25 protein-coding genes are annotated in these 23,411 nt (G+C 65.3%); 11 read left to right on the top strand and 14 right to left on the bottom strand.

All coding sequences use genetic code 11. The annotated features are described in order from the left end of the window. Window positions 1–9: 9 nt before the first annotated feature. Entirely contained in the window at window positions 10–1,242 is a 1,233-nt protein-coding gene (locus A7X65_RS03820; RefSeq protein ID WP_245323225.1) for an acyltransferase family protein, read from the bottom strand. Between the two features lie 546 nt (window positions 1,243–1,788). Between A7X65_RS03820 and A7X65_RS42490 the strand changes: the two genes are divergently transcribed. Together A7X65_RS42490 and A7X65_RS03830 are read left to right on the top strand one after the other, a co-directional pair. Beyond that, window positions 1,789–2,214 carry a hypothetical protein gene (locus A7X65_RS42490; protein ID WP_167358203.1) on the top strand — a complete coding sequence of 142 codons (426 nt, stop codon included), beginning with the start codon at window positions 1,789–1,791 and terminating at the stop codon, window positions 2,212–2,214. Between the two features lie 28 nt (window positions 2,215–2,242). Continuing rightward, entirely contained in the window at window positions 2,243–2,590 is a 348-nt protein-coding gene (locus A7X65_RS03830; RefSeq protein WP_156527623.1) for a hypothetical protein, read from the top strand. A 156-nt stretch (window positions 2,591–2,746) separates the two neighbouring features. Here the strand turns inward: A7X65_RS03830 and A7X65_RS03835 are convergent, their stop codons facing one another. The 4 genes from A7X65_RS03835 to A7X65_RS03850 form a co-directional block, all read right to left on the bottom strand. Beyond that, window positions 2,747–3,340 (bottom strand): hypothetical protein, encoded by a 594-nt coding sequence (locus A7X65_RS03835; protein ID WP_208608598.1) that lies wholly within the window; start codon window positions 3,338–3,340, stop codon window positions 2,747–2,749. A gap of 647 nt (window positions 3,341–3,987) precedes the next feature. Then, window positions 3,988–4,155 (bottom strand): 50S ribosomal protein L33, encoded by a 168-nt coding sequence (rpmG, locus tag A7X65_RS03840; protein ID WP_057756569.1) that lies wholly within the window; start codon window positions 4,153–4,155, stop codon window positions 3,988–3,990. A gap of 207 nt (window positions 4,156–4,362) precedes the next feature. Beyond that, entirely contained in the window at window positions 4,363–5,688 is a 1,326-nt protein-coding gene (locus A7X65_RS03845) for an LLM class flavin-dependent oxidoreductase (RefSeq protein WP_063682995.1), read from the bottom strand. A gap of 171 nt (window positions 5,689–5,859) precedes the next feature. Continuing rightward, the gene (locus A7X65_RS03850) at window positions 5,860–7,197 is read right to left on the bottom strand and encodes an amidohydrolase (RefSeq protein WP_063682996.1); all 1,338 of its coding nucleotides are present in this window, start codon (window positions 7,195–7,197) and stop codon (window positions 5,860–5,862) included. Window positions 7,198–7,316: 119 nt separating this feature from the next. On the opposite strand from A7X65_RS03850, the gene A7X65_RS03855 reads away from it, so the two are divergent. Next, window positions 7,317–7,868 (top strand): hypothetical protein, encoded by a 552-nt coding sequence (locus tag A7X65_RS03855; RefSeq protein ID WP_063682997.1) that lies wholly within the window; start codon window positions 7,317–7,319, stop codon window positions 7,866–7,868. Between the two features lie 10 nt (window positions 7,869–7,878). On the opposite strand, the gene A7X65_RS03860 is transcribed toward A7X65_RS03855, so the two are convergent. Genes A7X65_RS03860 through topA form a run of 4 tightly spaced genes read right to left on the bottom strand, consistent with a single transcriptional unit; the run spans window position 7,879 to window position 14,213 of the window. After that, window positions 7,879–8,628, bottom strand: coding sequence for an NUDIX hydrolase (locus A7X65_RS03860; RefSeq protein ID WP_063682998.1), 750 nt, complete (start codon window positions 8,626–8,628; stop codon window positions 7,879–7,881). A 32-nt stretch (window positions 8,629–8,660) separates the two neighbouring features. Beyond that, entirely contained in the window at window positions 8,661–9,101 is a 441-nt protein-coding gene (locus tag A7X65_RS03865; RefSeq protein WP_063682999.1) for a DUF983 domain-containing protein, read from the bottom strand. Next, window positions 9,095–11,446, bottom strand: coding sequence for a ribonuclease R (gene rnr, locus A7X65_RS03870; RefSeq protein WP_063683000.1), 2,352 nt, complete (start codon window positions 11,444–11,446; stop codon window positions 9,095–9,097). Before rnr ends, A7X65_RS03865 begins: the two co-directional genes overlap by 7 nt. A 19-nt stretch (window positions 11,447–11,465) precedes the next feature. Beyond that, on the bottom strand, window positions 11,466–14,213 hold the full coding sequence (topA, locus tag A7X65_RS03875; protein ID WP_063683001.1) for a type I DNA topoisomerase: 2,748 nt from the start codon (window positions 14,211–14,213) through the stop codon (window positions 11,466–11,468). Window positions 14,214–14,536: 323 nt separating this feature from the next. Between topA and A7X65_RS43085 the strand changes: the two genes are divergently transcribed. The 3 genes from A7X65_RS43085 (at window position 14,537) to A7X65_RS03890 (ending at window position 15,603) form a co-directional block, all read left to right on the top strand. After that, on the top strand, window positions 14,537–14,680 hold the full coding sequence (locus A7X65_RS43085) for a hypothetical protein (protein ID WP_232992230.1): 144 nt from the start codon (window positions 14,537–14,539) through the stop codon (window positions 14,678–14,680). Between the two features lie 244 nt (window positions 14,681–14,924). After that, the gene (locus A7X65_RS03885; protein ID WP_063683002.1) at window positions 14,925–15,167 is read left to right on the top strand and encodes a hypothetical protein; all 243 of its coding nucleotides are present in this window, start codon (window positions 14,925–14,927) and stop codon (window positions 15,165–15,167) included. 85 nt (window positions 15,168–15,252) lie between these two features. After that, entirely contained in the window at window positions 15,253–15,603 is a 351-nt protein-coding gene (locus A7X65_RS03890; RefSeq protein WP_063683003.1) for a hypothetical protein, read from the top strand. Between the two features lie 48 nt (window positions 15,604–15,651). Here A7X65_RS03890 and A7X65_RS03895 read toward each other — a convergent pair whose 3' ends face one another. Together A7X65_RS03895 and A7X65_RS03900 are read right to left on the bottom strand one after the other, a co-directional pair. Beyond that, window positions 15,652–16,206 carry a flavodoxin family protein gene (locus tag A7X65_RS03895; RefSeq protein WP_063683004.1) on the bottom strand — a complete coding sequence of 185 codons (555 nt, stop codon included), beginning with the start codon at window positions 16,204–16,206 and terminating at the stop codon, window positions 15,652–15,654. A 409-nt stretch (window positions 16,207–16,615) separates the two neighbouring features. After that, complete coding sequence (locus tag A7X65_RS03900; RefSeq protein WP_063683005.1) at window positions 16,616–17,083, bottom strand: winged helix-turn-helix transcriptional regulator; 468 nt, start codon at window positions 17,081–17,083, stop codon at window positions 16,616–16,618. Window positions 17,084–17,205: 122 nt separating this feature from the next. Here A7X65_RS03900 and A7X65_RS03905 point away from each other — a divergent pair, with 122 nt between their 5' ends. Beyond that, window positions 17,206–17,979 (top strand): glucose 1-dehydrogenase, encoded by a 774-nt coding sequence (locus tag A7X65_RS03905; protein WP_063683006.1) that lies wholly within the window; start codon window positions 17,206–17,208, stop codon window positions 17,977–17,979. A gap of 177 nt (window positions 17,980–18,156) precedes the next feature. Then, complete coding sequence (locus A7X65_RS03910) at window positions 18,157–18,339, top strand: hypothetical protein (protein ID WP_063683007.1); 183 nt, start codon at window positions 18,157–18,159, stop codon at window positions 18,337–18,339. A 58-nt stretch (window positions 18,340–18,397) separates the two neighbouring features. Here A7X65_RS03910 and A7X65_RS03915 read toward each other — a convergent pair whose 3' ends face one another. Beyond that, entirely contained in the window at window positions 18,398–19,006 is a 609-nt protein-coding gene (locus A7X65_RS03915; RefSeq protein WP_063683008.1) for an FMN-dependent NADH-azoreductase, read from the bottom strand. An 83-nt stretch (window positions 19,007–19,089) separates the two neighbouring features. Here A7X65_RS03915 and A7X65_RS03920 point away from each other — a divergent pair, with 83 nt between their 5' ends. Continuing rightward, entirely contained in the window at window positions 19,090–19,500 is a 411-nt protein-coding gene (locus A7X65_RS03920) for a winged helix-turn-helix transcriptional regulator (RefSeq protein WP_063683009.1), read from the top strand. On the opposite strand, the gene dprA is transcribed toward A7X65_RS03920, so the two are convergent. Continuing rightward, window positions 19,497–20,639, bottom strand: coding sequence for a DNA-processing protein DprA (dprA, locus tag A7X65_RS03925; RefSeq protein WP_063683010.1), 1,143 nt, complete (start codon window positions 20,637–20,639; stop codon window positions 19,497–19,499). The two genes, A7X65_RS03920 and dprA, sit on opposite strands and share 4 nt — an antisense overlap. A 27-nt stretch (window positions 20,640–20,666) precedes the next feature. On the opposite strand from dprA, the gene A7X65_RS43795 reads away from it, so the two are divergent. Next, a complete protein-coding gene (locus A7X65_RS43795; RefSeq protein WP_430642671.1) occupies window positions 20,667–20,900 on the top strand; it encodes a DUF6959 family protein in 234 nt (77 codons plus the stop codon). Between the two features lie 8 nt (window positions 20,901–20,908). After that, complete coding sequence (locus A7X65_RS03930; protein WP_063683011.1) at window positions 20,909–22,153, top strand: amidase; 1,245 nt, start codon at window positions 20,909–20,911, stop codon at window positions 22,151–22,153. On the opposite strand, the gene A7X65_RS03935 is transcribed toward A7X65_RS03930, so the two are convergent. After that, the gene (locus tag A7X65_RS03935; protein WP_063683012.1) at window positions 22,145–23,335 is read right to left on the bottom strand and encodes a patatin-like phospholipase family protein; all 1,191 of its coding nucleotides are present in this window, start codon (window positions 23,333–23,335) and stop codon (window positions 22,145–22,147) included. The genes A7X65_RS03930 and A7X65_RS03935 overlap by 9 nt on opposite strands. Window positions 23,336–23,411 lie beyond the last annotated feature (76 nt).

The following is a 23,411-nucleotide window of genomic DNA, read 5'->3' on the forward strand; positions in this document are numbered from 1 at the left end:
GCGCGCCGGCTAGGATGCCGCGACCTTCACCTTGATCGGGGCGGGCAGGGGAAGGCGCAGTCCCAGGCCCCGTGCCAGCGCCGGGCGGCGCGATGCCGGCAGCCGCTTCGGCAGCCTTCCGAAATGCGCCAGCGTTTGCATCAGCGCGGACCTGACGGCCGGCTCGATCCTCGCACAGATGAACCAGCAGACCAGCACGAGTAGGCCCAGCGCGACCCACACGGCCGAGGTGGCATCGAGGCCCGCCTCGATCAATGCACGGATGATCGCAGAGCCAATGACGTTGTGGGTGAGATAAAGCGGATAGGTGATCAGTCCGAGCGTCCTCAGCCAGGCCGGCGCTTCGGGAGAAGCCACGGGTGCAGGGTGCCTGTTCCTTTTCGCGGCACGGGCAATGAGGAGCACCGCGGCCGCCCAGACGGTGATCGGCACCATGGCCGATTGATCCGAGATGGCGGGGATGGAGGTCAGGAAGAACGAGGCGAAGACGTAGATCTCGGCTGCGCCCGACAAGCAGGTGACGGCGACGGCAAGCTGTTCGAGCGCGGTCAATTCCCTGTTCGCGGAAATGAACAGCCAGATGCCCAGCGCAAAGAAGCAGCCGTGAGTCAGCAGGAATGCCGCGCACGGCACCCGGAACATCAGGATCAAGAGATAGGGCAGGTCGGATGGCGTCGTGCATGACGCAACCAGCAGCGCGATGGCATTGAACACCGCGCTGTAGATGGTGAGACCAAAGGCGAGGTGCCGCAGCGTGATCTTCCGCGTCAGCATCGCGCACAACACCAGCCCATAGAACGCCGTCTCGGCCGCGAGCGTCCAATAGACCTCGTCGAGCCATTGACCGGTGACGCCCTTCGGCACCATCAGCATGGCGTGGATGTAGGGCAGGATGATCTCGGACGCCGGTCCGCTGCCGAACAGCAGCAGGACGAGGAAGGTCGCGGTGGCGCAGACCCAGACCGCCGGATAGAGCCTGAGCGCGCGGCCAAGCAGAAACTCGCCGGGCGAGGCCGTGCTCGCGGAATTGGCAATGACGAAACCGGAAATGACGAAGAAGATTTCAACGCCGACCCAGCCGAACCAGGTGAACGGTGCGGCCGAGGGGTAGAGCACGTCGGCTGCAACGGTGCGCTCGAAACCGGGGACGCCGATCGATGCCCAGGCCCAGGACCAGAACATCTGGTGGAAAACGGCAACTCCGAGCGCGGCTCCGAAGCGCAGCGGATCCAACAGCGGCAAATGGCTCTTCACGGGAATGGACCAGGTTCATGCAACAATCCCGCTGGAGGTATTGGAGCCTGCCGCTGGCCTCTGCGACATGGGTCACACTTGGTCGACGGTTGTCCGGATGCGCAGTGCTTTGCGTGGGGTGCGTAGCCCAGCTCTCATGCCCCGGACGCAGCGCAGCGTCACTTCGACGGTGCGCTGCAGAGCCGGGGCCCATGTCTCCGCATTCTGCCGTGCCGCCTCCTGGGTCCCGGCTCTGCGGAGCAGCGCCATAGCGCGTCGAAGACGCGCGTAAACGCGCTGGCGGCGCTGCACCGCGTCCGGGACACGAGAGAGCTGAAGCTCGACAGCAACAGAAGGCGTGTGGAGAGAAAGAACTAGCGGCGTGCAGACCGCTTGAGGTCGGCGACCTTGAACCTGTTGCCGGCGGCGAGGCTGCTGCAGAACCAGTGGGCTCTGTTTCGATTCTCGCCCAGGAACACCTTCGTCTCGACGCAAGTCTCGTAGGACGTATGGGTGATGGTGTCCCGGCATGTGGGCGAGAAAGGTCCATAATTGATGTTGCCGCCGGACTCGCTGCAGCCGATCCAGGGCTCATTGCCGTGCCGGAAGCTTGAAGCACAGCCGCCGTTGCAACTGCTGGCGACTTTCTCCAGGCTGGCAAGCCTCGCCATGGGTGAGCCCGGCGCGTACGAAGGCGTGCGCGCGGTTGACGTTGGAGCTGTTGACGCCGTCCGGCGCGGCGCGGTTGTGGTTGCTCCCCGCTCCGACACGTGCGGTCTTGCCGTCTGCTTCGGCGCGTCGACCGTGACGGGGGGAAGCGTGGCGGCGGAGCCGGTTGGGATCTGCGACGCGGCCGGGGCGCACAGTAGGACGGTTGACAACGCGGCGGCGACTGAAGGCACGACAAGGCTTGATGACAATCTCATGACCATGTCCTTCCTGATCCGGGACGGAAATGCCGTGCCGGGAAGTGCACGCTAACATACATTCGGGATTGAGCAACCGAGGGTTGACGAAGATTGTCCGTTTCGAGCGACGTTGCTATGATGCCTCGATGCCGCCTTTGCTTGTTACTCTCTTGAATTGTGCCCTCATTGGCACATTCATCGCCGGGATGCTTGGAGGCGTCTGGGCCAACCATCAAATGTTGCTGCGAGCGCGGGATGCTGGTGGCCGATTCTGGTTGATCAATCCCTTGACGGCGTTCGCTGGGATAACGATCAAGCACGCTCTGATCTTCCTCGCGTGCTTGGCCGTCAGCATGTCCTCCTTTGCAGGATTGATTGCGCTGAACCAGGGGCTGCCGAAATTGAAGGCCGTGCTATTCGAGATTCAGGCTGGCCCCGTCAAACACTGATCGGCTTTTGCTGTTGGCCGCAGTTCACCCGGCCCAGTGTCGTGCTCCGGACGCAGCACAGCGGCATTTCCGAGCGGTGCTACGCATCGCTCGGGCTACGGCAGGTCCGGATCACGTGGGGGCGCAACCAGAAACGGGGCTGCGATGCCCCGTCGACTAACGTTGACGTGCCGATCGCTTGAGCTCGGCGACCTCACGCTTCTCCGCAACCAACGTGGTCAGCTTTTCCCCCTTCAGCTTCCCGCCGGCGAGCAGGCTGCTGCAATGCCAGCGCGCTTCTCGCGTGATCCAGCCCAGGAAAAGTTTGGTGTCCATGCACTCCGCGTAGGTCTTGTAGGTGAGCGTGTCGGTGCAGGTTGACGAGACCACCGAATTGATTCCCGCCGAATAGCTGCAGCCAACCCAGGGGGCGTTGCCGGTCTTGAAGCTGGTCTCGCAGCCGCCGTTGCAGCTGCTGGCAGATCGCTCCAGCTTGGCGATCTTCGCCATGGTCGATCCCGGCGCATAGGACGGCGTTCGGGCGGCCGACGATGTCGTCTGAGTTGCCGACGATGTCCGGCCGGATGTGCCGGTGCCTGCCGCGCGCTGCGGCGCAGACGGTTTTGCCGCCGGCTTCGGCGCGTCGACGGTGACCGGAGGCAGCGTGTCGGTGGAGCCCGCGTTGATTTGCGACGCAGCGGGGCCGACCAGCAGGACGGTCGACAAGGCGGCGATGGCTGAAGGCACGACAAGGCTTGGCGACAATCTCATGACCATGTCCTTCCCAAATCCGGCGCGGAAATGCCGCGCCGGTAACGGCACGCTAACATACATTTGAGGTTGAGCAACCGACGGTTGATGAGATGCCTGCCTATAAACTCGTCAGCGCGATGGCGGGCGGGAGAAGGCTGTCCTTGCGATCAAAGCCGTCGCGGCAATTCGTCTAACGGCGCAAGGATTTGGCTAGCCGGATAGCACCTTTGGCTCCGGCGGCGCCGCCCACTCCAAAGCACACCAGGGCTGCAGAGAACACGACGAGAGCCCAATCGCTGTGAATGCCGCCCGGTGCGTGACCGAGAAACGAGATGCCGATCCACAAGGCTGCGAATCCAGCGTGGCTGCTCCAAGCGCGAAGCCCACCAGGGCAGCGAGCGACGTTCTGGCTTCCATCGGAAAATTCCCCGGGCACTTCGAGCGTCCCCGATGATGACGGCAGGAGTCAACTCAGCTCGATGCGAAGCATCGTCCAATGCGGTGTGCTGCGGGACCTTGTCTTTGCGCGTGCCGAGTCGCTCTCCAGGTCCCGGCTCTGCGCAGCTGCGTTGCACAGTGCCGCGCGTCCGGGACACGCGAGGAGGGGCCAAAATAAAACGGGGCCCGAAAGGGCCCCGCAAAAGTCTTCAGCGTTTGCCGCGATCTTACTTGATCTTGGCTTCCTTGAATTCGACGTGCTTGCGCGCGACCGGGTCGTACTTCTTCTTGACCAGCTTGTCGGTCATGGTGCGCGAATTCTTCTTGGCGACGTAATAGAAGCCGGTGTCGGCCGAGGACACGAGCTTGACCTTGATGGTGACCGCTTTGGCCATGTTCTGAACCTCAGAGAATTGGGGAATCTGGAGCCGGCCAAACGGCCCGCGTTGGCCGGCAACCTAGCCAGAAACCGCCTGATGTCAAGGTTTCGAAGCGTTTTCCAGCGAAGTGGGCACCGGTTCGCGTCAGGAAAACGCGTCAAAAACAACAACCTAGAGCCCCGAACGGGGCTCTAGGCTGGAAAACCACTCAAATCGGCCCGATTAACCCTCGAAGAACCGGTTTTTCGGCCGCGGCAGGCCCAGATTCTCCCTCAAAGTGGTCCCTTCGTACTCTTTCCGGAAAATCCCGCGCTTCTGCAGCTCCGGGACCACCTTGTCCACGAAAACGTCGAGGCCGGCGGGCAGGAACGGGAACATGATGTTGAAGCCGTCGGAGCCGCGCCCGACCAGCCATTCCTCCATCTGGTCGGCGATGGTCTTGGCCGTGCCGACGAACGAAAGCCCGCCATAGCCGCCGACGCGCTGGGCGAGCTGGCGCACGGTGAGCTTTTCGCGCTTGGCGAGGTCGACCATGCGCTGGCGGCCGCTCTTGCTGGCATTGGTCTCGGGGATCTCGGGCAGGGGACCATCGGGATCGAAGCCGGAGGCGTCGGTGCCGAGGATGACGGACAGCGAGGCGATGGCGCTGTCGTAATGCACGCGGCTGTCGAGCAGCGCGCGCTTCTCCTTGGCCTCGTCGACGCTGTCGCCGACCACGACGAAGGCACCGGGGAGGATCTTGAGGTGCTCGGGATCGCGGCCGATCTTCTCCATGCGGCCCTTGATGTCGGCGTAGAGCTTCTGGCCGTCGGCGAGGCTGCCGCCGCCGGTGAACACGGCTTCCGCGGTTTCGGCCGCGAGCTGCTTGCCGTCGTCCGATGCGCCCGCCTGCACGATCACCGGCCAGCCCTGCACCGGGCGGGCGATGTTGAGGGGACCGCGCACCTTCAGATATTTGCCGTTGTGGTCGAGCGTGTGCATCTTGGCGGGATCGAAAAACAACCCGCTCTCGACATCGCGCACGAAGGCGTCGTCGGCGAAGGAATCCCACAGGCCGGTGACGACGTCGTAGAACTCGCGGGCGCGCTTGTAGCGCTCGGCGTGCTCCATGTGGTCGTCGAGGCCGAAATTCAGCGCCGCGTCGGGGTTCGAGGTGGTGACGATGTTCCAACCCGCACGGCCGCCGCTGAGATGGTCGAGCGAGGCAAACCGGCGGGCGACGTGATAGGGCTCGTCGAAGGTGGTCGAGCCGGTCGCGATCAGGCCGATCCGCTCGGTGACGGCCGAGAGCGCCGAGAGCAGCGTGAACGGCTCGAACGAGGTCACGGTGTGGCTGCGCTTGAGCGCATTGACGGGCATGTTCAGCACGGCGAGGTGATCGGCCATGAAGAATGCGTCGAACTTGCCGGCCTCGAGCTTTTGGATCAGCGTCTTGATGTGGCCGAAGTTGAAATTGGCGTCGGGCCAGGCCCCAGGGTAGCGCCAGGCGCCGGTGTGGATGCTGATCGGGCGCATGAACGCGCCAAGCTTGAGTTGCCGTTGTGCCATCGCCCCGCTTCCATGTTGGGTGTCGTTGGGGAAAGACATAGGCACGCTGGGGAACTCCGCCATCGGGGGAGGCGGGAAGAATTTTTTGTTTTTCGATCGACCTTCAGCACGTTCGCGTCATTCCGGGCCGCCGATCGGCGAGCCCGGAAGACATCAAGACGCGAGAGGGGATTATTGCCCCCGCGCCCTTTGATCGAAGGCGCTCAGCACGGCGAGCGTCATCGCGGTGACGCCGGTCTGGATGGTCGGCTTCGGCACCGGGGCGAATTGGGGCGAGTGGTTGCCGGGAAGCGGCGGGCCGCTGCCGTTGCGCGCGGCGGCGACGCGCTCGGGCTCATAGACGCCGATGTTGAAGAACATCGAAGGCACGCCGGCGTTGATGTATTCCGAATAGTCCTCGCTGGTCGTGTTCGCGGGGCTGACGTTGAACTTGTCGCCGAACGCCGCTTTCAGCACCCGCTCGGCCTGGCCGACGACAGCGGCGTCGTTCATCACCGCCTTGGTGCCCTCGTCGAGATGGATTTCGGGCGCCGGCGCATCCGCCATCGCCGCCACCGCCTTCGCCGTTCGTTCGATTCCGGCCAGCATCCTGGCGCGCACCTGCGGCTTGAAGCTGCGGATCGTGCCGATCACCCTGGCCTCGTCGGGAATGATGTTGCCGGCGGTGCCGGCGTGGATCGCGCCGATGGTGACAAGGCCGAATTCCGTCGGGTCCTTCTCGCGGCTGATCACGCTCTGCACGTCGACGACGAAGCGGGACGCCATCATCACGGGATCGATGGTCGCCTGCGGGACCGCACCATGTCCGCCGCGGCCGACGAACTTGATGAACAGACCGTCGACATTCGACGATCCGGCCCCGACCCTGTAGGTCAGGGAGCCGTAGGCGCCACTGCCGTCGTGCAGGGCAAAACCAGCATCGGGCTTGGGAAAGCGGGTGAACAGGCCATCGTCGATCATCGCCTTTGCGCCCCTGACCTCTTCCTCGGCGGGCTGCGCGATGAACATCAACGTGCCGTGCCACTGGTGCTTGAGGCCGACCAGCGTCTTCGCCGTACCGACCCAACTCGCCATGTGGATGTCGTGGCCGCAGCTATGGGCGACAAATGTCTCGCGACCCTGCCAGACCTGCTTGTCGCGGCTGGCATAGGGCAGTCCGGTCTTCTCCTCCATCGGCAGCGCATCGAGCTCGGTGCGGACCATGATGGTGGGACCGTCGCCGTTCCTGTAGATCGCCACAACGCCGGTCTTGCCGACGCGCTCGGTGACCTCGAAGCCGATCGCACGCATCTCGGCGGCGAGCTTCGCCGCGGTCTTCTCCTCCTGGAAGGCAAGCTCGGGATGGGCGTGGATGTCCTTGTAGAGGGCGTCGAGCTTCGGATAGTCGCTCTCGAAGGAGGTCTCGATCGTCTGCTTCAGTCTGGCGACGTCGAGGTCAGCATGGGCAGGCGGAGCGAGCAGGCCGCATAGTGCCATAGAAGCGAGCAGGGGCTTCACGAACCGCGTCATCCCATCCTCCAAACGCTCAAGTGAACTTTCCTAGACCTAGCACATCCGGGGCGTCTGTTCGAACCAATCTGCTCGTCACGCCGACCAAGCCATGACCTTCGCTCCCGAGGAGACCTCTCATGGCAGACGCAATGACGGTGGATGGCAATTTGATCCGCGTCGAGTGGCCCGGGCAATGGATTGCCCGGATTTTGTCGGTGCCGTTCCTTGCCGCGGGTTCGTATCTGCTCTGGAACGTCGCGCTCGGCGTGCGCAATGATCTCGCAGGGTTCGGCAGGCTGGCCGACGATCTGGTCCCGATCCTGGTCTTTTCGGGGATCGGCCTCGTGATCGTGATTCCCGGCCTTTGGCTCGCGACCTACCGCTATTTCGTCGAGCTCAACAAGCTGATGTCCGAGGTCGTCGTGATCCGCGCCTGTGGTCCGCTGCGGGTGCGCAGCCGGCGGAAGCTCACCGAATTCAGCTTTCTCAGTGTCACCGATCAGGGCGCCACCGACGAGGATCCGCCGTCGACCTTCGACGTCGCCCTCTGCGGCAAGCGCGGCACCGAGCCCGTGGCCTTGAGCAGCTTCAACACGCGCGACGAGGCCAACGCGTTCGCGCAGGAGATCGGCCGCGCGCTCAAGCTGCCGGCACGCGATTATGTCGGCACCGAGCCGGACGCGGATTGAACCCGCGAGCTCAGCTCAAAATATCCTTCTGCATCTTGCCGCCGTAGAAATGGAAGAACGGCACGGGCGCATCGTGGCGCAGCGGGCCGGTGGCGAGGCGGGTGTCGAGCTCGTTGAGCACGTTGCGCGTCATCGGATGCAAATCGGCGAGCGGCTTCGAGCCGAGCTCGACCCAGACCAGCTCGACCAGTTCCGCATCGGCATGGATCACGCCCTCGACGCGGTGGGTGATCGCGGAGGCATCGGCTGTGAAGAAGCGGGTGTCGAAGCGCTTGACGCGGCCGGGCGGGGTGATCGCGCGCGCGATCAGGAACAGGCTGGAGGGATCGGGCAAGAGGCCCGCATCGGCGAACGGCTTCCAGGCGCCTTCGAGCTTCGCCTTCACCTCAGCCCTGCGGCCGAGGCAGAGACCAGTCTCCTCGCAGGCCTCGCGGATCGCGGCGATCGCCAGTGACTTCGCGCGCGAGGCCGGCGTCTTCGGGCTGCCTTTGGCGAGATTGGCCTCGAGCTCCGCGGTGACGGGCGCCGCAATCGGCACGCGATAGTCGTCCTTGTCGACACGGCCGCCGGGGAAGACGAACTTTCCGGGCATGAACACCACCTTGTCGTGGCGCTTGCCGACCAGGACTTTCGGGATCGCGCCGCTGCGATCGACCAGGATCAGCGTCGCCGCATCCTTCGGGCGGAAGTAGGGATGATGGTCGGCTTCCTTGCCCTCGTGGATTTTTGCCTTTTCGTCCGCCTGCGACGTGTCCGTCATGTCCTCACCCAAAACGCTTTTTGATTATTTGCTTACACCGGCGGAATACCATCCGGAGGGTTCTCGTCAAAGCCGTGCATGCGCAGAGCCCATTGCAATCCGACCACGGCGCCCTTCACCGGCTGCAGCAGTCCGAGCGAGGCAAAGAAAGTGAAGGGCAGGTAGGCCGCGAAGCTGAGCCAGACCGGCGTGGTGTAATTGGTCTCGATCCAGAGGATGGTGGGCACCACGATGTGGCCGACGATGACGATGACGAGATAGGCGGGCAGATCGTCGGCACGGTGCGGCGTGAAATCGAGGCCGCAGACCGAGCAATTGTCCGCGGTCTTCAGGAAGGCGCGGAACAGCTTGCCCTCGCCGCAGCGCGGGCAGCGGCTGCGGAAGCCGCGCTTCATCGCCGTCCAGACGTCGCGCTTCTCGACGAGGCCGGTCTCGCGCGTCCAGATCTTGGGGGCCGTGCTCATCGTCACCATGCCTTGCCCTTCTTGCCCTTGCCTTTGCCCTTGTTCTTTCTCTGCTTCTTTCCTTTGCCCGACTTCTGCTTCTCCGGCTTGCGTTTTCTCTCCGGGCTGCGTCCGGGATGGGGCTTGGACGATTTGCGCTGTGGGCGGAACTGCCGGCGCTCGCGCGGGCGGCTCTCGCCCTCCGAGGACAGCAATTCGAAGCGCAGTGCGCCCGCGATGGGAGCGGCTTCGATCAGGCGGACGTCGACGACGTCGCCGAGCTGGTACATGGTGCCGCTGCGGGTGCCGACCAGGGCGTGGCGGCCCTCGTCATAGTTGAAATATTCCGTGCCGAGGGATCGGATCGGGATCAATCCGTCGGCGCCGGTCTCGCTCAACTTGACGAACAGGCCGGCGCGAGTGACGCCGGAGACGCGGCCCTGGAAGCTCGCGCCGATACGGTCGGCGAGGTGATGGGCGATCAGGCGATCAACGGTCTCGCGCTCCGCCTTCATCGCGCGCCGTTCGGTTAGCGAGATATGCGCGGCAACCTCGCTCAGGGTTTCCGGCGTCTCGCTGTCGGGCAGGGCGCCTTCGCCGAGGCCGAGGGCGCGCACCAGCGCGCGGTGCACGACGAGGTCGGCATAGCGGCGGATCGGCGAGGTGAAATGCGCATAGCGGCGCAGGTTCAGGCCGAAATGACCGTAATTCTCGGAGGAATATTCAGCCTGGGCCTGGGCGCGCAGCACCACCTCGCTCACCAGCGGGTAATAGTCGTGGCCCTCGAGCTGGGCCAGCACGCGGTTGAACGTGGTGGGGCGCAGCGCGCCTGATTTGGCGAAGGGGACGTCGAGCGTCTCCAGGAACTCCGCGAGCGCGTGGACCTTCTCCAGCGTCGGCTCGTCATGGACACGGTAGATCAGCGGGAGCGATTTCTTCTCCAGCATCTCGGCTGCCGCAACGTTGGCGAGGATCATGAACTCCTCGATCAGCTTGTGCGCATCGAGACGTTCGGGGACGACGACGCGGTCGACCGTGCCGTCGCTCTTCAGGAGAATCTTGCGCTCGGGCAGGTCGAGATTGAGCGGATCGCGCTCGTCGCGGGCGCGCTTGGCGCAGGCGTAGGCGGCATAGAGCGGCCTCAGGATAGGATCGAGCAGAGGGCCGGTGGTGTCGTCGGTGCGTCCATCGATCGCGGCCTGAGCTTGCGCGTAGCTCAGCTTTGCGGCCGAGCGCATCAGGATGCGATGAAAGCTGTGCGAGCGCTTGCGGCCGTCGGGGCCGAGCACCATGCGCACCGCCAGCGCGCCGCGCGGCTCGCCCGGCACCAGCGAGCAGAGATTGTTGGAGATGCGCTCGGGCAGCATCGGCACGACGCGGTCGGGGAAATAGACCGAGTTGCCGCGGTCGAGCGCGTCCCGGTCGAGCGCGGTGCCCGGGCGGACGTAGAAGCTGACATCGGCAATGGCGACGTTGACGATGAAGCCGCCCTTGTTGTTGGGGTCGTCGTCGGGCTGCGCATGCACCGCGTCGTCGTGATCCTTGGCGTCGGGCGGATCGATCGTGACCAGCGGGATGTCGCGCCAGTCTTCGCGTCCCCTCAGATTCGCCGGCTCCGCGGCTTCCGCCTCGCGCTCCGCTGTGGAGGAGAATTGCAGGGGGATGTCGTGGGCGTAGATCGCGATCAGGCTGATCGCCTTCTCGGACTTGACCGAGCCGAGCTTCTCTTTCACCCGGCCGGAGGCGAGGCCAAAGCTGCGCGTGCGGACGATGTCGACGCTGACGAGGTCGCCGTCCTGCGCGCCGTTCGTATCGGCCGGGGCGATGTTCAATTCGCGATCGGCGGACTTCTTGTCGACGGGGACGAGCCGTCCACCGCCTTCGGGAAGGCTGCGGAACACGCCGAGGATGCGGGTCTTGGTCTTGTCGAAGACCTTGATGACGCGGCCGCGATAGGCCGGTCCTTCGGTCTCCTCGGTGCGCTCGACGCGCAGCAGCACGCGGTCGCGTACGCCGGCGGCGGTGCCGGGCTTGGGCCGGCGCGGCATCTCGATGATGATCTTCGGCGGCTCGCCGCTCTCGACCTCGTCCCACTCGGTGGGCGTGGCGATCAATTCGCCGTCGCGGTCACGGCCGGTGATGTCGGCGACCAGCGTCGGCGGCAGCGTGTCCGGTTCGGACACCTTGTGGCGCTTTTTCTTGATGGTCCCGTCGTCGGCGAGCTCGCGCAGCATGCGCTTGAGCTCGACGCGATCGGCGTTCTTCAGGCCGAACTCGCGCGCAATTTCGCGAGTTCCAACCTTTCCAGGATTTGCCTTGATGAAGGCGACGATGGCTTGCCGGTCGGGAAAGCCACGGTCATTGTTTCGTTTCACTTAACCTCTAATTCTTCACTTAAGTCTTGCCGGCACTCTTCTTGGCCGGAGCCTTGGCGGTGGCGGCCTTGGTCGGCGACGTCTTTGCGGTCGACGACACGGCGGCGCGCGCCTTGCTGGTGGATTCAGTTTTCGATTTAGCCGCGGCTTTCTTCGCGGCCGGTTTTTTCTTCGGCGCGGCGTCCTCGCCGTCCGCGGCCTTCGCCGCAGCCTTCTTGGCCTTGGCGGGCTTCGCCGCCTTCTTCGCCTTGGCCTTGCCGCCGCCCTTGGCCGCGCGCTCGTCGATCAGCGCGATCGCCTGCGGCAGCGTGATGGCGTCCTTCTCGAACTCGGCGGGGATCGTCGCGTTGACGCCGCCGGCCGTGACATAGGCGCCGTAGCGCCCGCTCTTCACGGTGACGGTGCCGAGCGTCGGATGATCGCCGATCGCCTTGCCGGGGTCGGCGCCGAAGCGCCGGCTCGGGCCCTTGGCGACCTTTTCGGCGATCAGCGTGACCGCGCGGTTGAGGCCGATGTCGAAGACCTCGTCGCCGGATTCCAGGCTGGCATAGGTCTTCTCATGCTTCACGAACGGCCCGAAGCGGCCGAGGCCCGCGGTGATGGGCTGGCCGGTCTCGGGATGCTTGCCGATCTCGCGCGGCAGCGACAGCAGCTTCAGCGCAAGCTCGAGCTCGACATCGCTGGGCGAGGTGCCCTTCGGGATGCCTGCGCGCTTCGGCTTCTCGCCTTCCTCGTAATCCTTCTGCTCGCCGAGCTGGATGTAGGGGCCGAAGCGGCCGGCCTTCACCCAGACATCGCGACCGGTGTCAGGATCCTGGCCGAGCGAACGGTCGGCCGTCTGCTCGCTGTCGGCGGCGAGCTGGCGGGTGTAGCGGCACTCAGGATAGTTCGAGCAGCCGACGAAGGCGCCGAACTTGCCGGCCTTCAGATTGAGCCGGCCGGTGCCGCAGCTCGGGCACTGCCTGATGTCGCCGCCATCCGCGCGCGGCGGATAGATGTGCTGGCCCAGCATGTCGTCGAGCACGTCCAGCACCTGCGCGACGCGCAGATCCTTGATGTCGTCGACGGCACCGATGAAGCCGGTCCAGAAATCCTTCAGCACCTGCTGCCAGGAGATCTCGTTGTTTGAGATGCGGTCGAGCTGCTCTTCGAGGCTGGCCGTGAAATCGTATTCGACGTAGCGGGCAAAGAAGCTCTCGAGGAACGCGACCACGACGCGGCCCTTGTCCTCGCCGTGCAGACGCTTCTTCTCCAGCTTGACGTAGCCGCGGTCCTTCAGCACCTGGAGGATCGAGGCATAGGTCGAGGGCCGGCCGATGCCGAGCTCTTCCATGCGCTTGACGAGCGAGGCCTCCGAGAAGCGCGGCGGCGGCTCGGTGAAATGCTGGGTGACGGAGAGCGAGTCGCGCTTGATCGGCTCGCCCTGGCTCATCGCGGGCAGGCGGCGGGAGTCTTCGTCCTCCTCGTCGTCGCGGCCTTCCTGGTAGAGCGCGAGGAAACCGTCGAACTTGACGACCTGACCGGTGGCGCGCAGCTCCAGCGTCCGGCCGCCGGCCTTGGCGGTGATGTCCACGGTGGTGCGCTCGAGCTCGGCCGATTCCATCTGGCTCGCAATGGTGCGCTTCCAGATCAGCTCGTAGAGCCGGGCCTGATCGGAATCGAGCTTGCGGCTCATGCTGTCGGGGCGGCGGGCGAGGTCGGTCGGACGGATCGCTTCGTGCGCTTCCTGGGCGTTCTTGGCCTTGGCCTGGTACTGGCGCGGGGCATCCGGCACGTAGGCGTTGCCGTAATCCTCGCCGATCACCTTGCGCGCCTGGGTGATCGCCTCGGGGGCGATCTGCACGCCGTCGGTACGCATATAAGTAATGAGTCCGGTGGTCTCGCCGCCGATGTCGATGCCTTCATAGAGGCGCTGGGCGATGCGCATGGTGTGCGCCGGCGCAAAGCCGTATTTGCGGCTGGCTTCCTGCTGCAGGGTCGACGTCGTGAACGGCGCCTGCGGATTGCGGCGGGCCGGCTTGGCGTCGACCGCGGTGACCGCGTAGGTGGCGAGCTCCAGCGCCTTCTTGAAGTCTTCGGCTTCCGCGCCGGTGCCGATGTCGAGGCGCTGGATCTTCTTGCCGTCGGCGCCGACCAGGCGTGCCTCGAAGGCATCGCCGCGCGGGGTGAGCAGGGTCGCGATCAGCGACCAATATTCGCGCGGCACGAACTTCTCGATCTCGAGCTCGCGGTCGCAGACGAGGCGCAGCGCCACCGACTGCACGCGACCGGCCGAGCGGGCGCCCGGCAGCTTGCGCCACAGCACGGGGGAGAGGGTGAAGCCGACCAGATAGTCCAGCGCACGGCGCGCCATATAGGCATCGACCAGCGCACCGTCGATCTCGCGCGGATGCTTCATCGCGTCCGTGACGGCCTGCTTGGTGATGGCGTTGAACACCACGCGCTCGATCTTCTGATCCTTCAGCGCGCGCTTCTCCTTCATCACCTCCAGAACGTGCCAGGAGATGGCTTCGCCCTCGCGATCAGGGTCGGTCGCCAGAATCAGTCGGTCGGCGCCCTTCAGGGACTTGGCGATATCGTTGAGCCGGCCGGCCGCCTTGGGGTCGACCTCCCAGATCATCTTGAAATTGCTGTCGGGATCGACGGAGCCGTTCTTCGCGGGCAAGTCGCGGACATGGCCGAACGAGGCCAGAACCTCATAGGACGAGCCCAAATACTTGTTGATCGTCTTGGCTTTCGCCGGCGACTCCACAATGACGATATTCATGTAGTTCCAGTGACTTACGGGAAAATCTTGGGCCGAAAACGAAAGGACTCGGGTCGGCCGTTTCGACCCGAACATGGGTGGTGAGGCGGTCCCTGTCAAATCGAGGGGTGTTGAAAGCGCTCCGAATGGGAAAAGTTTCATATCGAGAAAGTTGCAAATTACCACCTTGGAGTTGCGATCCCGATCGGCGTAATGTTTCCACGGGGCATGGATTCGGGGTGGGGACGGTGACAAGGCCGGGAAAGAAACGGGCGCGCGCTGCAGCAGGCGCGCCGGCAGGCTCGCGTAATGAGGAACCCGGGGAAGGCGGGGCGGACGAGGCCGTGGCCTTCATCGCCGAGCAGGTCGCCGCCATGCGCAAGCTCGCCGAGCGCCACAAGCTGGACGTGCTGCATTATCTCCTGGGCATGACGCAGCTCGAGGCCGACGAGCATTTGCGGCTGCGGACGCGGCGCAAGCTGTCGTAGCGGACGGTGTCGCGCGTGTCGCCCGGATGAAGCGAAGCGTAGTCCGGGGCGACTTGCAGCGAGGAGAGAACCCGGGATGGCGCTTTGCTCCATCCGGGCTACGGATCATCTCCGCTCAAAGGGCGAAGGCGCTGTGATCGGCATGCGGGTCGATCGATCGGGCATGCCGCTTCGGCGTCCAAAATGCATGCCTGCATGCGTTGCGGCCGTGGTAGATTTGCTCTCGCGAAACCGGAGGTTTGCGATGATGTCGATCAAGCCGCTTCCATTCGTCGGGACGGATCTAGGGCGCGCGCGCCAGATCCTGAAGTCCTGGACCTCGCTCCGGCGGCTGACAAGCGATGAAACCGACATCGTCGTACGCATGATCGCACAGGGCCTCGCGGAGGGCCGGAAACACGGCTTCGAGTTGGCTGGTGCCGAAGGGCCGTCGGCAAGCCAGGATTATGTCGACGAGCTGCCGGACACTGCCGGCGCCCAATCGTAGATCTCACTGCCACATTTTGACGGGCCGAACCTGGTTCGGGCGCGCAGCTGCGCGCGTGTTTTCGCAAGCAACCGCGGAGACTGGCATGTTCGAAGTAACACGCGCGCTGCTGCTGCTGGCCGTCATCGCCGTTGCCGCGCCGGCGCTCGGGCGCGACGACGGCCGTTACGCCAATTCGCCGCTCAAGTCGTGGTTCGAGAGTTTGCACAGCGAATTTGGACAGTGCTGTACCAATGCCGACGGATACATCGTCTCCGATCCGGATTGGGACACCGATGGCGTGAATTATCGCGTTCGCATCGACGAAGAATGGGTGAACGTTCCTGCCGGCGCCGTGATCAAGCAGCCCAATCGTGCGGGGTTGACGATGGTGTGGAAACATTACCTCGACGGTCATCCCAAAGTCCGGTGTTTCATGCCGGGTAACATGGGCTGAGGCATGCCTCGCCAATGCGAGAGATCGCGCGCTCGCAGCGACGGCTGGTCAGCTGTGGCGGCCTGCGATCCTCGCCAATCGCCGGCCGAGATATTCGGCCGTGACGAGGTCGCTCTCAGGCAAGGCGCCGTCGATCAGGTGCGTTGCGAGTCCAAGCTGGCTGCCCAGCCGATTGCGGCCGGCCGGATCCTCCCCGCCCGGAATATCCAGTCCGCACCAGAGCATGCCGTGCTGGGTAGCCAGAATGGAAAAATAGGTCAGCGTGTGCAGTTGATCGCCGTTGGCGCATGCGCCCGTCGTGAAGCCGCCCGCGATCTTGTCGGCCCATCGCTGCTGGCTCCATCGGTCACTTGAAGCGTCGGCGAAGGCTTTGAATTGCGCGGTTGGGCCGCCCATGTAGGTCGGGCTGCCAAATGCCACTGCGCCGGCGCGGTCGATCGTCTCAAGCAACCGCTCATTCCGGAAACGGCCCGACACGATGTCGTCGCCGGCGATGCGGCAAAGACCGATCTCCGCCATTCCGGTGGCCCCGCGCGCTATTGCATGTGCCAGCTGTTCGGTGGTGCCGGAGATCGAAAAATAGACGATGGCGAGCAGGGGCATGTTGGCGCCGCTTTGGGATGCCTAGCCATCTTTGATGCTGTCGAGCTTTTGCACAAGTCCTGCAACGAGGCTGTCATGGGGCCCGGGGCTCTATGAATTCCGTCATCCTGAGGCGCGAGTGGCGCGATGCAAGGCATCGCGCCGGGAGCCTCGAAGGATGAACGGCCGGGATGCAGCCGCGTGGAGAAGGCTGGGCCGTCGCCCTTCGAGGCTCGCCGAAGAGGCGAGCACCTCCAGCGACAATGGCTTCGCCATTGCGCGGGGGTGACGGTGAGGGATTGGGGCGCGGTGCTCCAAGTTCGTCATTGCGAGCGGAGCGAAGCAATCCAGAGTGTCCCCGTGGAGGCAGTCTGGATTGCTTCGTCGCAAGCGCTCCTCGCAATGATGGCGTGGTGGCAGTCCTGCTCCGTCACGCCGACCGCCGGCGCGGGGCCGGTCTTGGCTTCACCATCGCATCCGCGGGGCTGAGCAGGCGGCCGTCCTCGGCGCGCATTTCGAGTTTCTTCACCGGGCGGCCTTTCTCGCGATCGACCAGGACGGTCGCGATCTGCTCGGGGTGGTCGTCGAACTCCTCGCTCCATTGCCGGAGCGCAACCAGGATCGGGAAGGTGCCGCGCCCCTTCGGTGTCAGCACATATTCCTGATAGGCGCTGCCGTCGGAGGCGGGGGCGGTTTCCAGGATGCCATGGTCCACGAGGGAGTGCAGACGGGCTGACAGGATGTTCTTGGCCATGCCGAGCTTGCTCTGAAACTCGCCGAAGCGGCGCAGGCCGAACAGCGCCTCGCGGATGATCAGCAGCGACCACCAGTCGCCGAGTGCGTCCAGCGAGCGCGCGACCGGGCAGGAGTCCCCCTCAAAGCTCGTTCGTTTCACCATTGTTCCAGGTCCTTTCGCGTTCGCACGGTCCGGCCGCCGATCACGCGCTCGTGTGGTTGCATCATAAAACCAAATGCCCTAGATGGCAATCTAGTTTCATAATGAAACCACTGGAGGCGAGCATGAGACTTCAAGGCAAGACGGCACTGATTACGGGCGGCAACAGCGGCATCGGGTTTGCGACGGCAAAGCTGTTCGTGGCCGAGGGCGCGAAGGTAGTGATCACCGGACGCAACAAGGAGACGCTGGCGGCGGCCGCCAAGGAGCTCGGCCCGAACGCGCTCGCGCTGGCGGCCGATGCGACCGACATCGCCGCGACGGAAGCCGCGATCAAGCAGGGTGCCGAGAAATTCGGCAAGTACGACATCGTGTTCGCCAATGCCGGCATCCCCGGCGGAACGCCGCTCGGCTCGGCGACGCTGGATGTGTTCGAGAAGGTCATCAGCACGAACCTCACCGGCGTGTTCTTCACGGTGCAATCCGCGCTGCCCTATCTCAACGACAACGCCTCGATCATCCTCAACGGGTCGGTGATCTCCGTGCTCGGCATTCCCGGCTATTCGGCCTATGGCGCGGCGAAAGCCGGCGTGCGAGCGATGGCGCGGATCATGGCTTCGGAACTGTCGCCGCGCGGCATTCGCGTGAACGTGGTCGCGCCGGGCGCGATCCGCACGCCGATCTGGGGCGCCGCGATCGCAACGCCGGAGGCCGAGAAAGAGTTCGAGAAGCGCATCGCGCTGTCGACGCCGCTCGGCCGCATTGGTGAACCAGATCACATCTCGAAGACGGTGCTGTTCCTCGCCTCGGATGACTCCGCGCATGTGCAGGGCCAGGAGATCTTCGTCGACGGCGGCGCGGTGGCATCGCCGAGCGGCGCGCCGATCTATCGCGGCTGATCAAATAAGCTGCAAATTGAATCGGTCGGCGCGATCAACTCGGTTGCGCCGGCCGGTTCCCTCGCGTTGCGCGACCTATTTTCTAAACCTTTGCGTGAGGTGTTGAACCTTCGCTTGTGCTGCAAAGACATTTTTACGGGCAGAGGGTCACAAGACTCATTTTCAAAGGAGCCCGTGATGCCGAAGGCAGCTCGCATTTTTTCGTCGATTTCAGCACCGCGTATTTTCACCGAACGTTCCGCCATTCCCGCCAAGCGCTCCGACACGTCCGAATTCATCGGCGTGGCTCTGTTCTCCGGTATCGGCCTGTTCATTTCGCTCGTGGCCGTCATCCTCGGTATTCAGGGCGCCTGGTTCTAGCTTCGTCGATCTGTCAGCCGCCGCCGGAGTCCGGCAGCGGCTGGTGTCGGTGTGAATCTTACGCAGCGCGCAGGCTGGTGGCCGCCTGAAGCGCGCTTGCGATCGACTTCTCGCGATGCTCCGGCCCGACCTGGATGCCGTCGGCGATGATGAATTCGGGATTGGTGATGCCCATGAAACCGAATACGCCGCGCAAGTACGTTTCGAGGTGCTCAAGCGCCGCCGCCGGCGAACCCGCGCCGTAATATCCGCCGCGCGAGATCGCCACGATCACACGCTTGCCGCCGGCAAGACCCTGCGGCCCGTTCGCCCCGTAGCTGAACGTCTTGCCCGCCACCAGGACGCGGTCGATCCAGGCCTTGAGCTGGCTGGGAATGGTAAAATTGTACATGGGCGCGCCGATCACGACGACGTCCGCGGCGAGGAACTCGTCGAGGGCAGCGGCGCTGGCAGCAAGGTCGGGGCCGAGTTCGGCCGGCGCGGGGGCGCCTTGCGCAACGGCCAGGTGCGATCCGGAGAGATGGGCAAGCGGGGTCTGGGTCAGGTCGCGATAGGTCACGGCGAGCGAGGGCGTCGCCTGCCGGAGCCGGTCGACGATGGCGGCGGAGACCTGCCGGCTGACGGAGTGGGGGCCGAGGACGCTGGAGTCGATATGGAGGAGTTTCATTTGGGGTCACCCTGGTATAGGTTTGTAACCAGCGCTAGATGAGTGACTATCGAAATCCCCGCAAGAACGCACTTTTTTGAGCCATGGGCACATCTTTGGAACCAGCACACACCGATTTACCCGCACCGCGACTGCCTGATCCGGACCATTCCGACTGCCGCGGCGTGGCCTCGGTCCTGTCGCGCGTCGGCGACAAATGGAGCGTGTTCGTCATCATGAATCTGAGCGACGGGCCCAAGCGCTTCAATGAGCTGAAGCGGATGATCAACGGCATCTCGCAGCGGATGCTGACATTGACGCTGCGCGGCCTCGAGCGCGACGGCCTCGTCACGCGCACGATTTTCCCGACGATTCCACCGCGCGTGGATTACGAGCTGACCGATCTCGGCCGCGGGCTGCAACAGCCGGTGAAGGCGCTTGGACAGTGGGCCATGGACCATCTGGCGCAGATCGAGGCGGCGCGGACGCGCTTCGACGCGCGCAACGAGCTCTAGATCAGCGACACCAGTCCGCCGCCGTGGCGCTCGAGCCGGCCGGCGAGCTCAAGCTCCAGCAGCACGGTCCGCACGATCGCGGGCGAGGCGCCGGACATCCGCACGAGATCGTCGATCGTCACGGGGGCAGGGCCGAGCAGGCCGGTGATCTGGTCGCGGTCGTGGCCTTGCGGATCGCTCTCGAACGGCTCGCTGTCGGGCTCGCTCATGGGATGCATCAGCGGCCGCTCCATGATCGGCTGGACCGCGTTGACGATGTCGGCGGCTTCGGTGACGAGCGTTGCACCCTGCTTGATCAAATCGTTGGTGCCGGCGGCGCGCGGATCGAGCGGCGAGCCCGGAACTGCGAATACCTCGCGGCCCTGTTCGGCCGCCATGCGCGCGGTGATCAGCGAGCCCGAGCGGTGCGCGGCCTCCACCACGACCACGCCGAGCGAGGCGCCTGAGATCAGCCGGTTGCGGCGAGGGAAGTCGCGGGCGCGCGGCTCGTGGCCGAGCGGCATCTCGGAGATCGCCGCGCCGGCGTGATCGAGGATCGCCGCGAGCAGATCGCCATGCTCGGGCGGATAGATGCAGTCATGGCCGCCGGCGAGCACCGCGATCGTGCCGCTCTCGACGCTGGTGCGATGCGCCGCCTGGTCGACGCCGCGGGCGAGCCCCGAGATGATGACAAAGCCGGCTTCGCCGAGCTCACGCGCGAGCTGGCCGGCGAACTTCAAGCCGGCGCCGGAGGCATTGCGAGATCCCACGATCGCGATCATCGGCCGCATCAGGGTCTTGGTGTCGCCGCGCACCGCGAGCAGCGGCGGCGCATCGTCGAGCGTTGCGAGCCGCGCCGGATAGCCGTCCTCGCCGGGCGCGAGCCAGGAGATGCCGAACTTGCGGCTCGCGGCGAGCTCGGCCTTGGCCTCGTCCGCACTGCAGATGCGCCCCGACCGCTGCGCACCGCCGCGGCGGGCGAGATCCGGCAGCCGCTCCAGCGCCGCGCGCGGGCTGCCGAAATGATCGACCAGCGAACGGAACGTGCGCGGGCCCACATTGTCGGAGCGGATCAGCCGCAGGCGGTCGATCCGCTCAGCCTCGGTCAGCTCAACGCTTGGGTTGATGGCGTCCACGGCGTCTCCTTGTGAGCGCAGCATGGAACAACCTGAGGGCGTAGGGAAGGGGTGGACCGCCACCCGGGACGGCGTTTTCCGGGCGTGCTGATTCAGGGCGACACCCTCCACTCACTCTGTTGCATGGCAGACGATGCCTGTTCGGCCCTCGACCGGTCGTCGGAAGCATACGAGAATGCCAACGAGCTCAGAAACCGGCTTTGGTCGTACCTCAATCACGACAAGGCCGTCCTGGATGAGCACAGCCTGCCTTTGCCGTTCAGCGGCCGAGGCACCTTGACCTAGGAAGACCCATGATCTCACTCGCCGACCTCCAGCGCCGCATCGAAGCCGGCGAGCTTTCGCCTGACGCCGCCATCGCCCAGTCGCACGCGGCGATCGAGGCCAGGGAGAAGGACGTCCGCGCCTTCGTCCGTCACGACAAGGCCGCCAAGGCGCAAAGCTCCGGCCCGCTGCGCGGCATCGCGGTCGGGATCAAGGACATCATCGACACCGCCAACATGCCGACCGAGATGGGCTCGGAGATCTATCGCGGCTGGCAGCCGCGCTCGGACGCGCCTGTGGTGATGATGCTGAAGCGGGCGGGGGCGACCATCATCGGCAAGACCACCACGACCGCGTTTGCCTCGCGCGATCCGACGCCGACGCTCAATCCGCACAATCTCGGTCACACGCCGGGCGGCTCGTCCTCGGGCTCGGCGGCAGCCGTCGGCGCCGGCATGATCCCGCTGGCGCTGGGCACCCAGACCGGCGGCTCGGTGATCCGGCCGGCGGCGTATTGCGGCGCTGCCGCGATCAAGCCGTCGTTCCGGATGCTGCCGACGGTCGGCGTGAAGTGCTATTCGTGGGCGCTCGACACGGTCGGTCTGTTCGGATCGCGCGCGGAAGATCTCGCGCGTGGTCTGTTGGGAATAACCGGCCGTACCGAATTCGCCGGCATCGCTCCGGCCAAGGCGCCGCGCATCGGCGTGGTCCGGCAGGAATTCGCCGGCGCCGTCGAGCCGGCGGCGGAAGAGGGGCTGCAAGCTGCGATTAGGGCGGCCGAACGTGCCGGCGCCAGCGTGCAGACGATCGCCGCGCCGGAATCGTTGGCGGAAGCCTGGCGCATCCACCCGATCATCCAGGATTTCGAGGCGCACCGCGCGCTCGCCTGGGAGTTTGACCAACATCACGACGAGATCGCACCGATGCTGCGCGCCAGCCTCGATGCGACGGTCGGGCTGACGCCGAAAGACTACGACGAGGCCCGCCGCATCGCGCGTCGCGGCCGCCGCGAGCTCGGTGAACTGTTCGAGAATTTCGACGTGCTGCTGACCTATTCGGCGCCGGGCACGCCGCCGGCCAAGGAGCTCGCCTCGACCGGTGACCCCCGTTACAACCGGGTCTGGACGCTGATGGGCAACCCTTGCGTCAACGTGCCGGTGCTGAAATCCAACGGACTGCCGATCGGCGTTCAGGTGATCGCGCGCTTCGGCAATGATCCGGTGGCGTTGTCGTCGGCGTGGTTCCTGGAGAACGCGCTGGCGAAATCAGGCTAGCGCCGCTTCGGCGGCGGGCAGCGCGTGTCGGGCGTCCGCGCCTGATGCGCCTTGCCCGAGCCAGCGCTCGGCGGCTTCGCGACCGCTCCGGTGCAGCGCGCGGATGAAGCCGCGGCCGAGATCGGTGGACGAGCGCTGCGCGAGCCCGTCGACGGAATCTTCGGCTGAGATCGTGGAGAGCCGCAGCGACGGCGCGGCCTGCGACTTCGCCCATGCGATTGCGGCAAGCTCGGCATTGAGCGCGGCGTTGGCGGCGATCTGGTCGAGCCGGCGGTCGATCGCCGCGAGCGTGATCGGCACGTAGCTGTCGCGGGACGGCGTGACCTGGACCAGCAGGAGGTCGGCGGTTGCAGATTCCTGCACCAGCTTCACCAGCGGCGGGTTGCCGCCGAAGCCGCCGTCCCAATAGGCCTCACCGTCGATCTCGACGGCACAGTGAACCAGCGGCGGGCAGGTCGAGGCCAGCGCGACATCGGCGGTGATGGCCTCGTTGCGGAAGATCTGCTGCTGGCCGTCGCGGATCCGCGTCGCCGCGATCAGCAGCTTCGGGCAGCGCGGATCGCGCAGAGCGGAAAAGTCGATGTCGCGCGACAGTGCCTGCCGCAGCGGATCGAGATCGAATGGATCGAACTGGCCGGAGCGCAGCGTCGGGCCGAACGCGACCGAGCTTCCCGCCGGAGAAAATCCGCCGACCAGCATCAACGAACGGAACGACGCCTCGTGCATCAGGCGGACCCAGAACCGGTTCAGCCGGCCGCGGGCCGCCTCACGGCCGCCCTCGGCAAGACCGCAGGCGAGCAGCAGCGCGTTGATCGCGCCGGCGCTCGCGCCGCTGATCGCGTCGATCTCGATGTCGGGCTGTTCCAGCAACCGCTCCAGCACGCCCCAGGTGAAGGCGGCAAAGGTGCCGCCGCCCTGGAGGGCCAGCGAAAGCTTTTTCGGCGGCCATGATCTTGATGGCTGCCTGATCCCAACGGGTGGGGCGACGGCCTCGACTTCGACGCGGCGCGGCGGTGGCGCGACGGCGATGGGCGCTGGGGGAGAGACGGGCGCAGGCTCTATCGCGGGAGGCGGCGAGGGAGCGCCGGACCAGATGTCCGTTGCCGAGAGCAGCTGGCTTGCCGCGGTGCGTGCCGCACCTTGCGAACCAGCATCGATATGCGCGTCCATCTTCTCGCTCATTCTGAGCAACCGCGTAACGCCATTTCCACTGTCAGGATGACAGGCGTGGAACCCGTTCGCTACAGCCTGCCGTGAG

Source organism: Bradyrhizobium stylosanthis (genome assembly GCF_001641335.1).
In the GTDB taxonomy this organism is placed as follows: domain Bacteria; phylum Pseudomonadota; class Alphaproteobacteria; order Rhizobiales; family Xanthobacteraceae; genus Bradyrhizobium; species Bradyrhizobium stylosanthis.

Coding starts and splice junctions, on each gene's coding strand:
- A7X65_RS03935 (WP_063683012.1), bottom strand. CDS start 23,335: ATGAGCGAGAAGATGGACGCGCATATCGATGCTGGTTCGCAAGGTGCG.
- A7X65_RS03895 (WP_063683004.1), bottom strand. CDS start 16,206: ATGCCCCTGCTCGCCATCGTCTATTTTTCGATCTCCGGCACCACCGAA.
- A7X65_RS03890 (WP_063683003.1), top strand. CDS start 15,253: ATGTTCGAAGTAACACGCGCGCTGCTGCTGCTGGCCGTCATCGCCGTT.
- dprA (WP_063683010.1), bottom strand. CDS start 20,639: ATGCTGCGCTCACAAGGAGACGCCGTGGACGCCATCAACCCAAGCGTT.
- A7X65_RS03865 (WP_063682999.1), bottom strand. CDS start 9,101: ATGGTGACGATGAGCACGGCCCCCAAGATCTGGACGCGCGAGACCGGC.
- A7X65_RS03835 (WP_208608598.1), bottom strand. CDS start 3,340: ATGAGATTGTCGCCAAGCCTTGTCGTGCCTTCAGCCATCGCCGCCTTG.
- A7X65_RS03845 (WP_063682995.1), bottom strand. CDS start 5,688: ATGGCACAACGGCAACTCAAGCTTGGCGCGTTCATGCGCCCGATCAGC.
- A7X65_RS03920 (WP_063683009.1), top strand. CDS start 19,090: ATGGGCACATCTTTGGAACCAGCACACACCGATTTACCCGCACCGCGA.
- A7X65_RS03930 (WP_063683011.1), top strand. CDS start 20,909: ATGATCTCACTCGCCGACCTCCAGCGCCGCATCGAAGCCGGCGAGCTT.
- A7X65_RS03855 (WP_063682997.1), top strand. CDS start 7,317: ATGGCAGACGCAATGACGGTGGATGGCAATTTGATCCGCGTCGAGTGG.
- A7X65_RS03915 (WP_063683008.1), bottom strand. CDS start 19,006: ATGAAACTCCTCCATATCGACTCCAGCGTCCTCGGCCCCCACTCCGTC.
- A7X65_RS03850 (WP_063682996.1), bottom strand. CDS start 7,197: ATGACGCGGTTCGTGAAGCCCCTGCTCGCTTCTATGGCACTATGCGGC.
- rpmG (WP_057756569.1), bottom strand. CDS start 4,155: ATGGCCAAAGCGGTCACCATCAAGGTCAAGCTCGTGTCCTCGGCCGAC.
- A7X65_RS03900 (WP_063683005.1), bottom strand. CDS start 17,083: ATGGTGAAACGAACGAGCTTTGAGGGGGACTCCTGCCCGGTCGCGCGC.
- A7X65_RS42490 (WP_167358203.1), top strand. CDS start 1,789: ATGTTGCCGCCGGACTCGCTGCAGCCGATCCAGGGCTCATTGCCGTGC.
- A7X65_RS03910 (WP_063683007.1), top strand. CDS start 18,157: ATGCCGAAGGCAGCTCGCATTTTTTCGTCGATTTCAGCACCGCGTATT.
- A7X65_RS03885 (WP_063683002.1), top strand. CDS start 14,925: ATGATGTCGATCAAGCCGCTTCCATTCGTCGGGACGGATCTAGGGCGC.
- A7X65_RS03860 (WP_063682998.1), bottom strand. CDS start 8,628: ATGACGGACACGTCGCAGGCGGACGAAAAGGCAAAAATCCACGAGGGC.
- topA (WP_063683001.1), bottom strand. CDS start 14,213: ATGAATATCGTCATTGTGGAGTCGCCGGCGAAAGCCAAGACGATCAAC.
- A7X65_RS03905 (WP_063683006.1), top strand. CDS start 17,206: ATGAGACTTCAAGGCAAGACGGCACTGATTACGGGCGGCAACAGCGGC.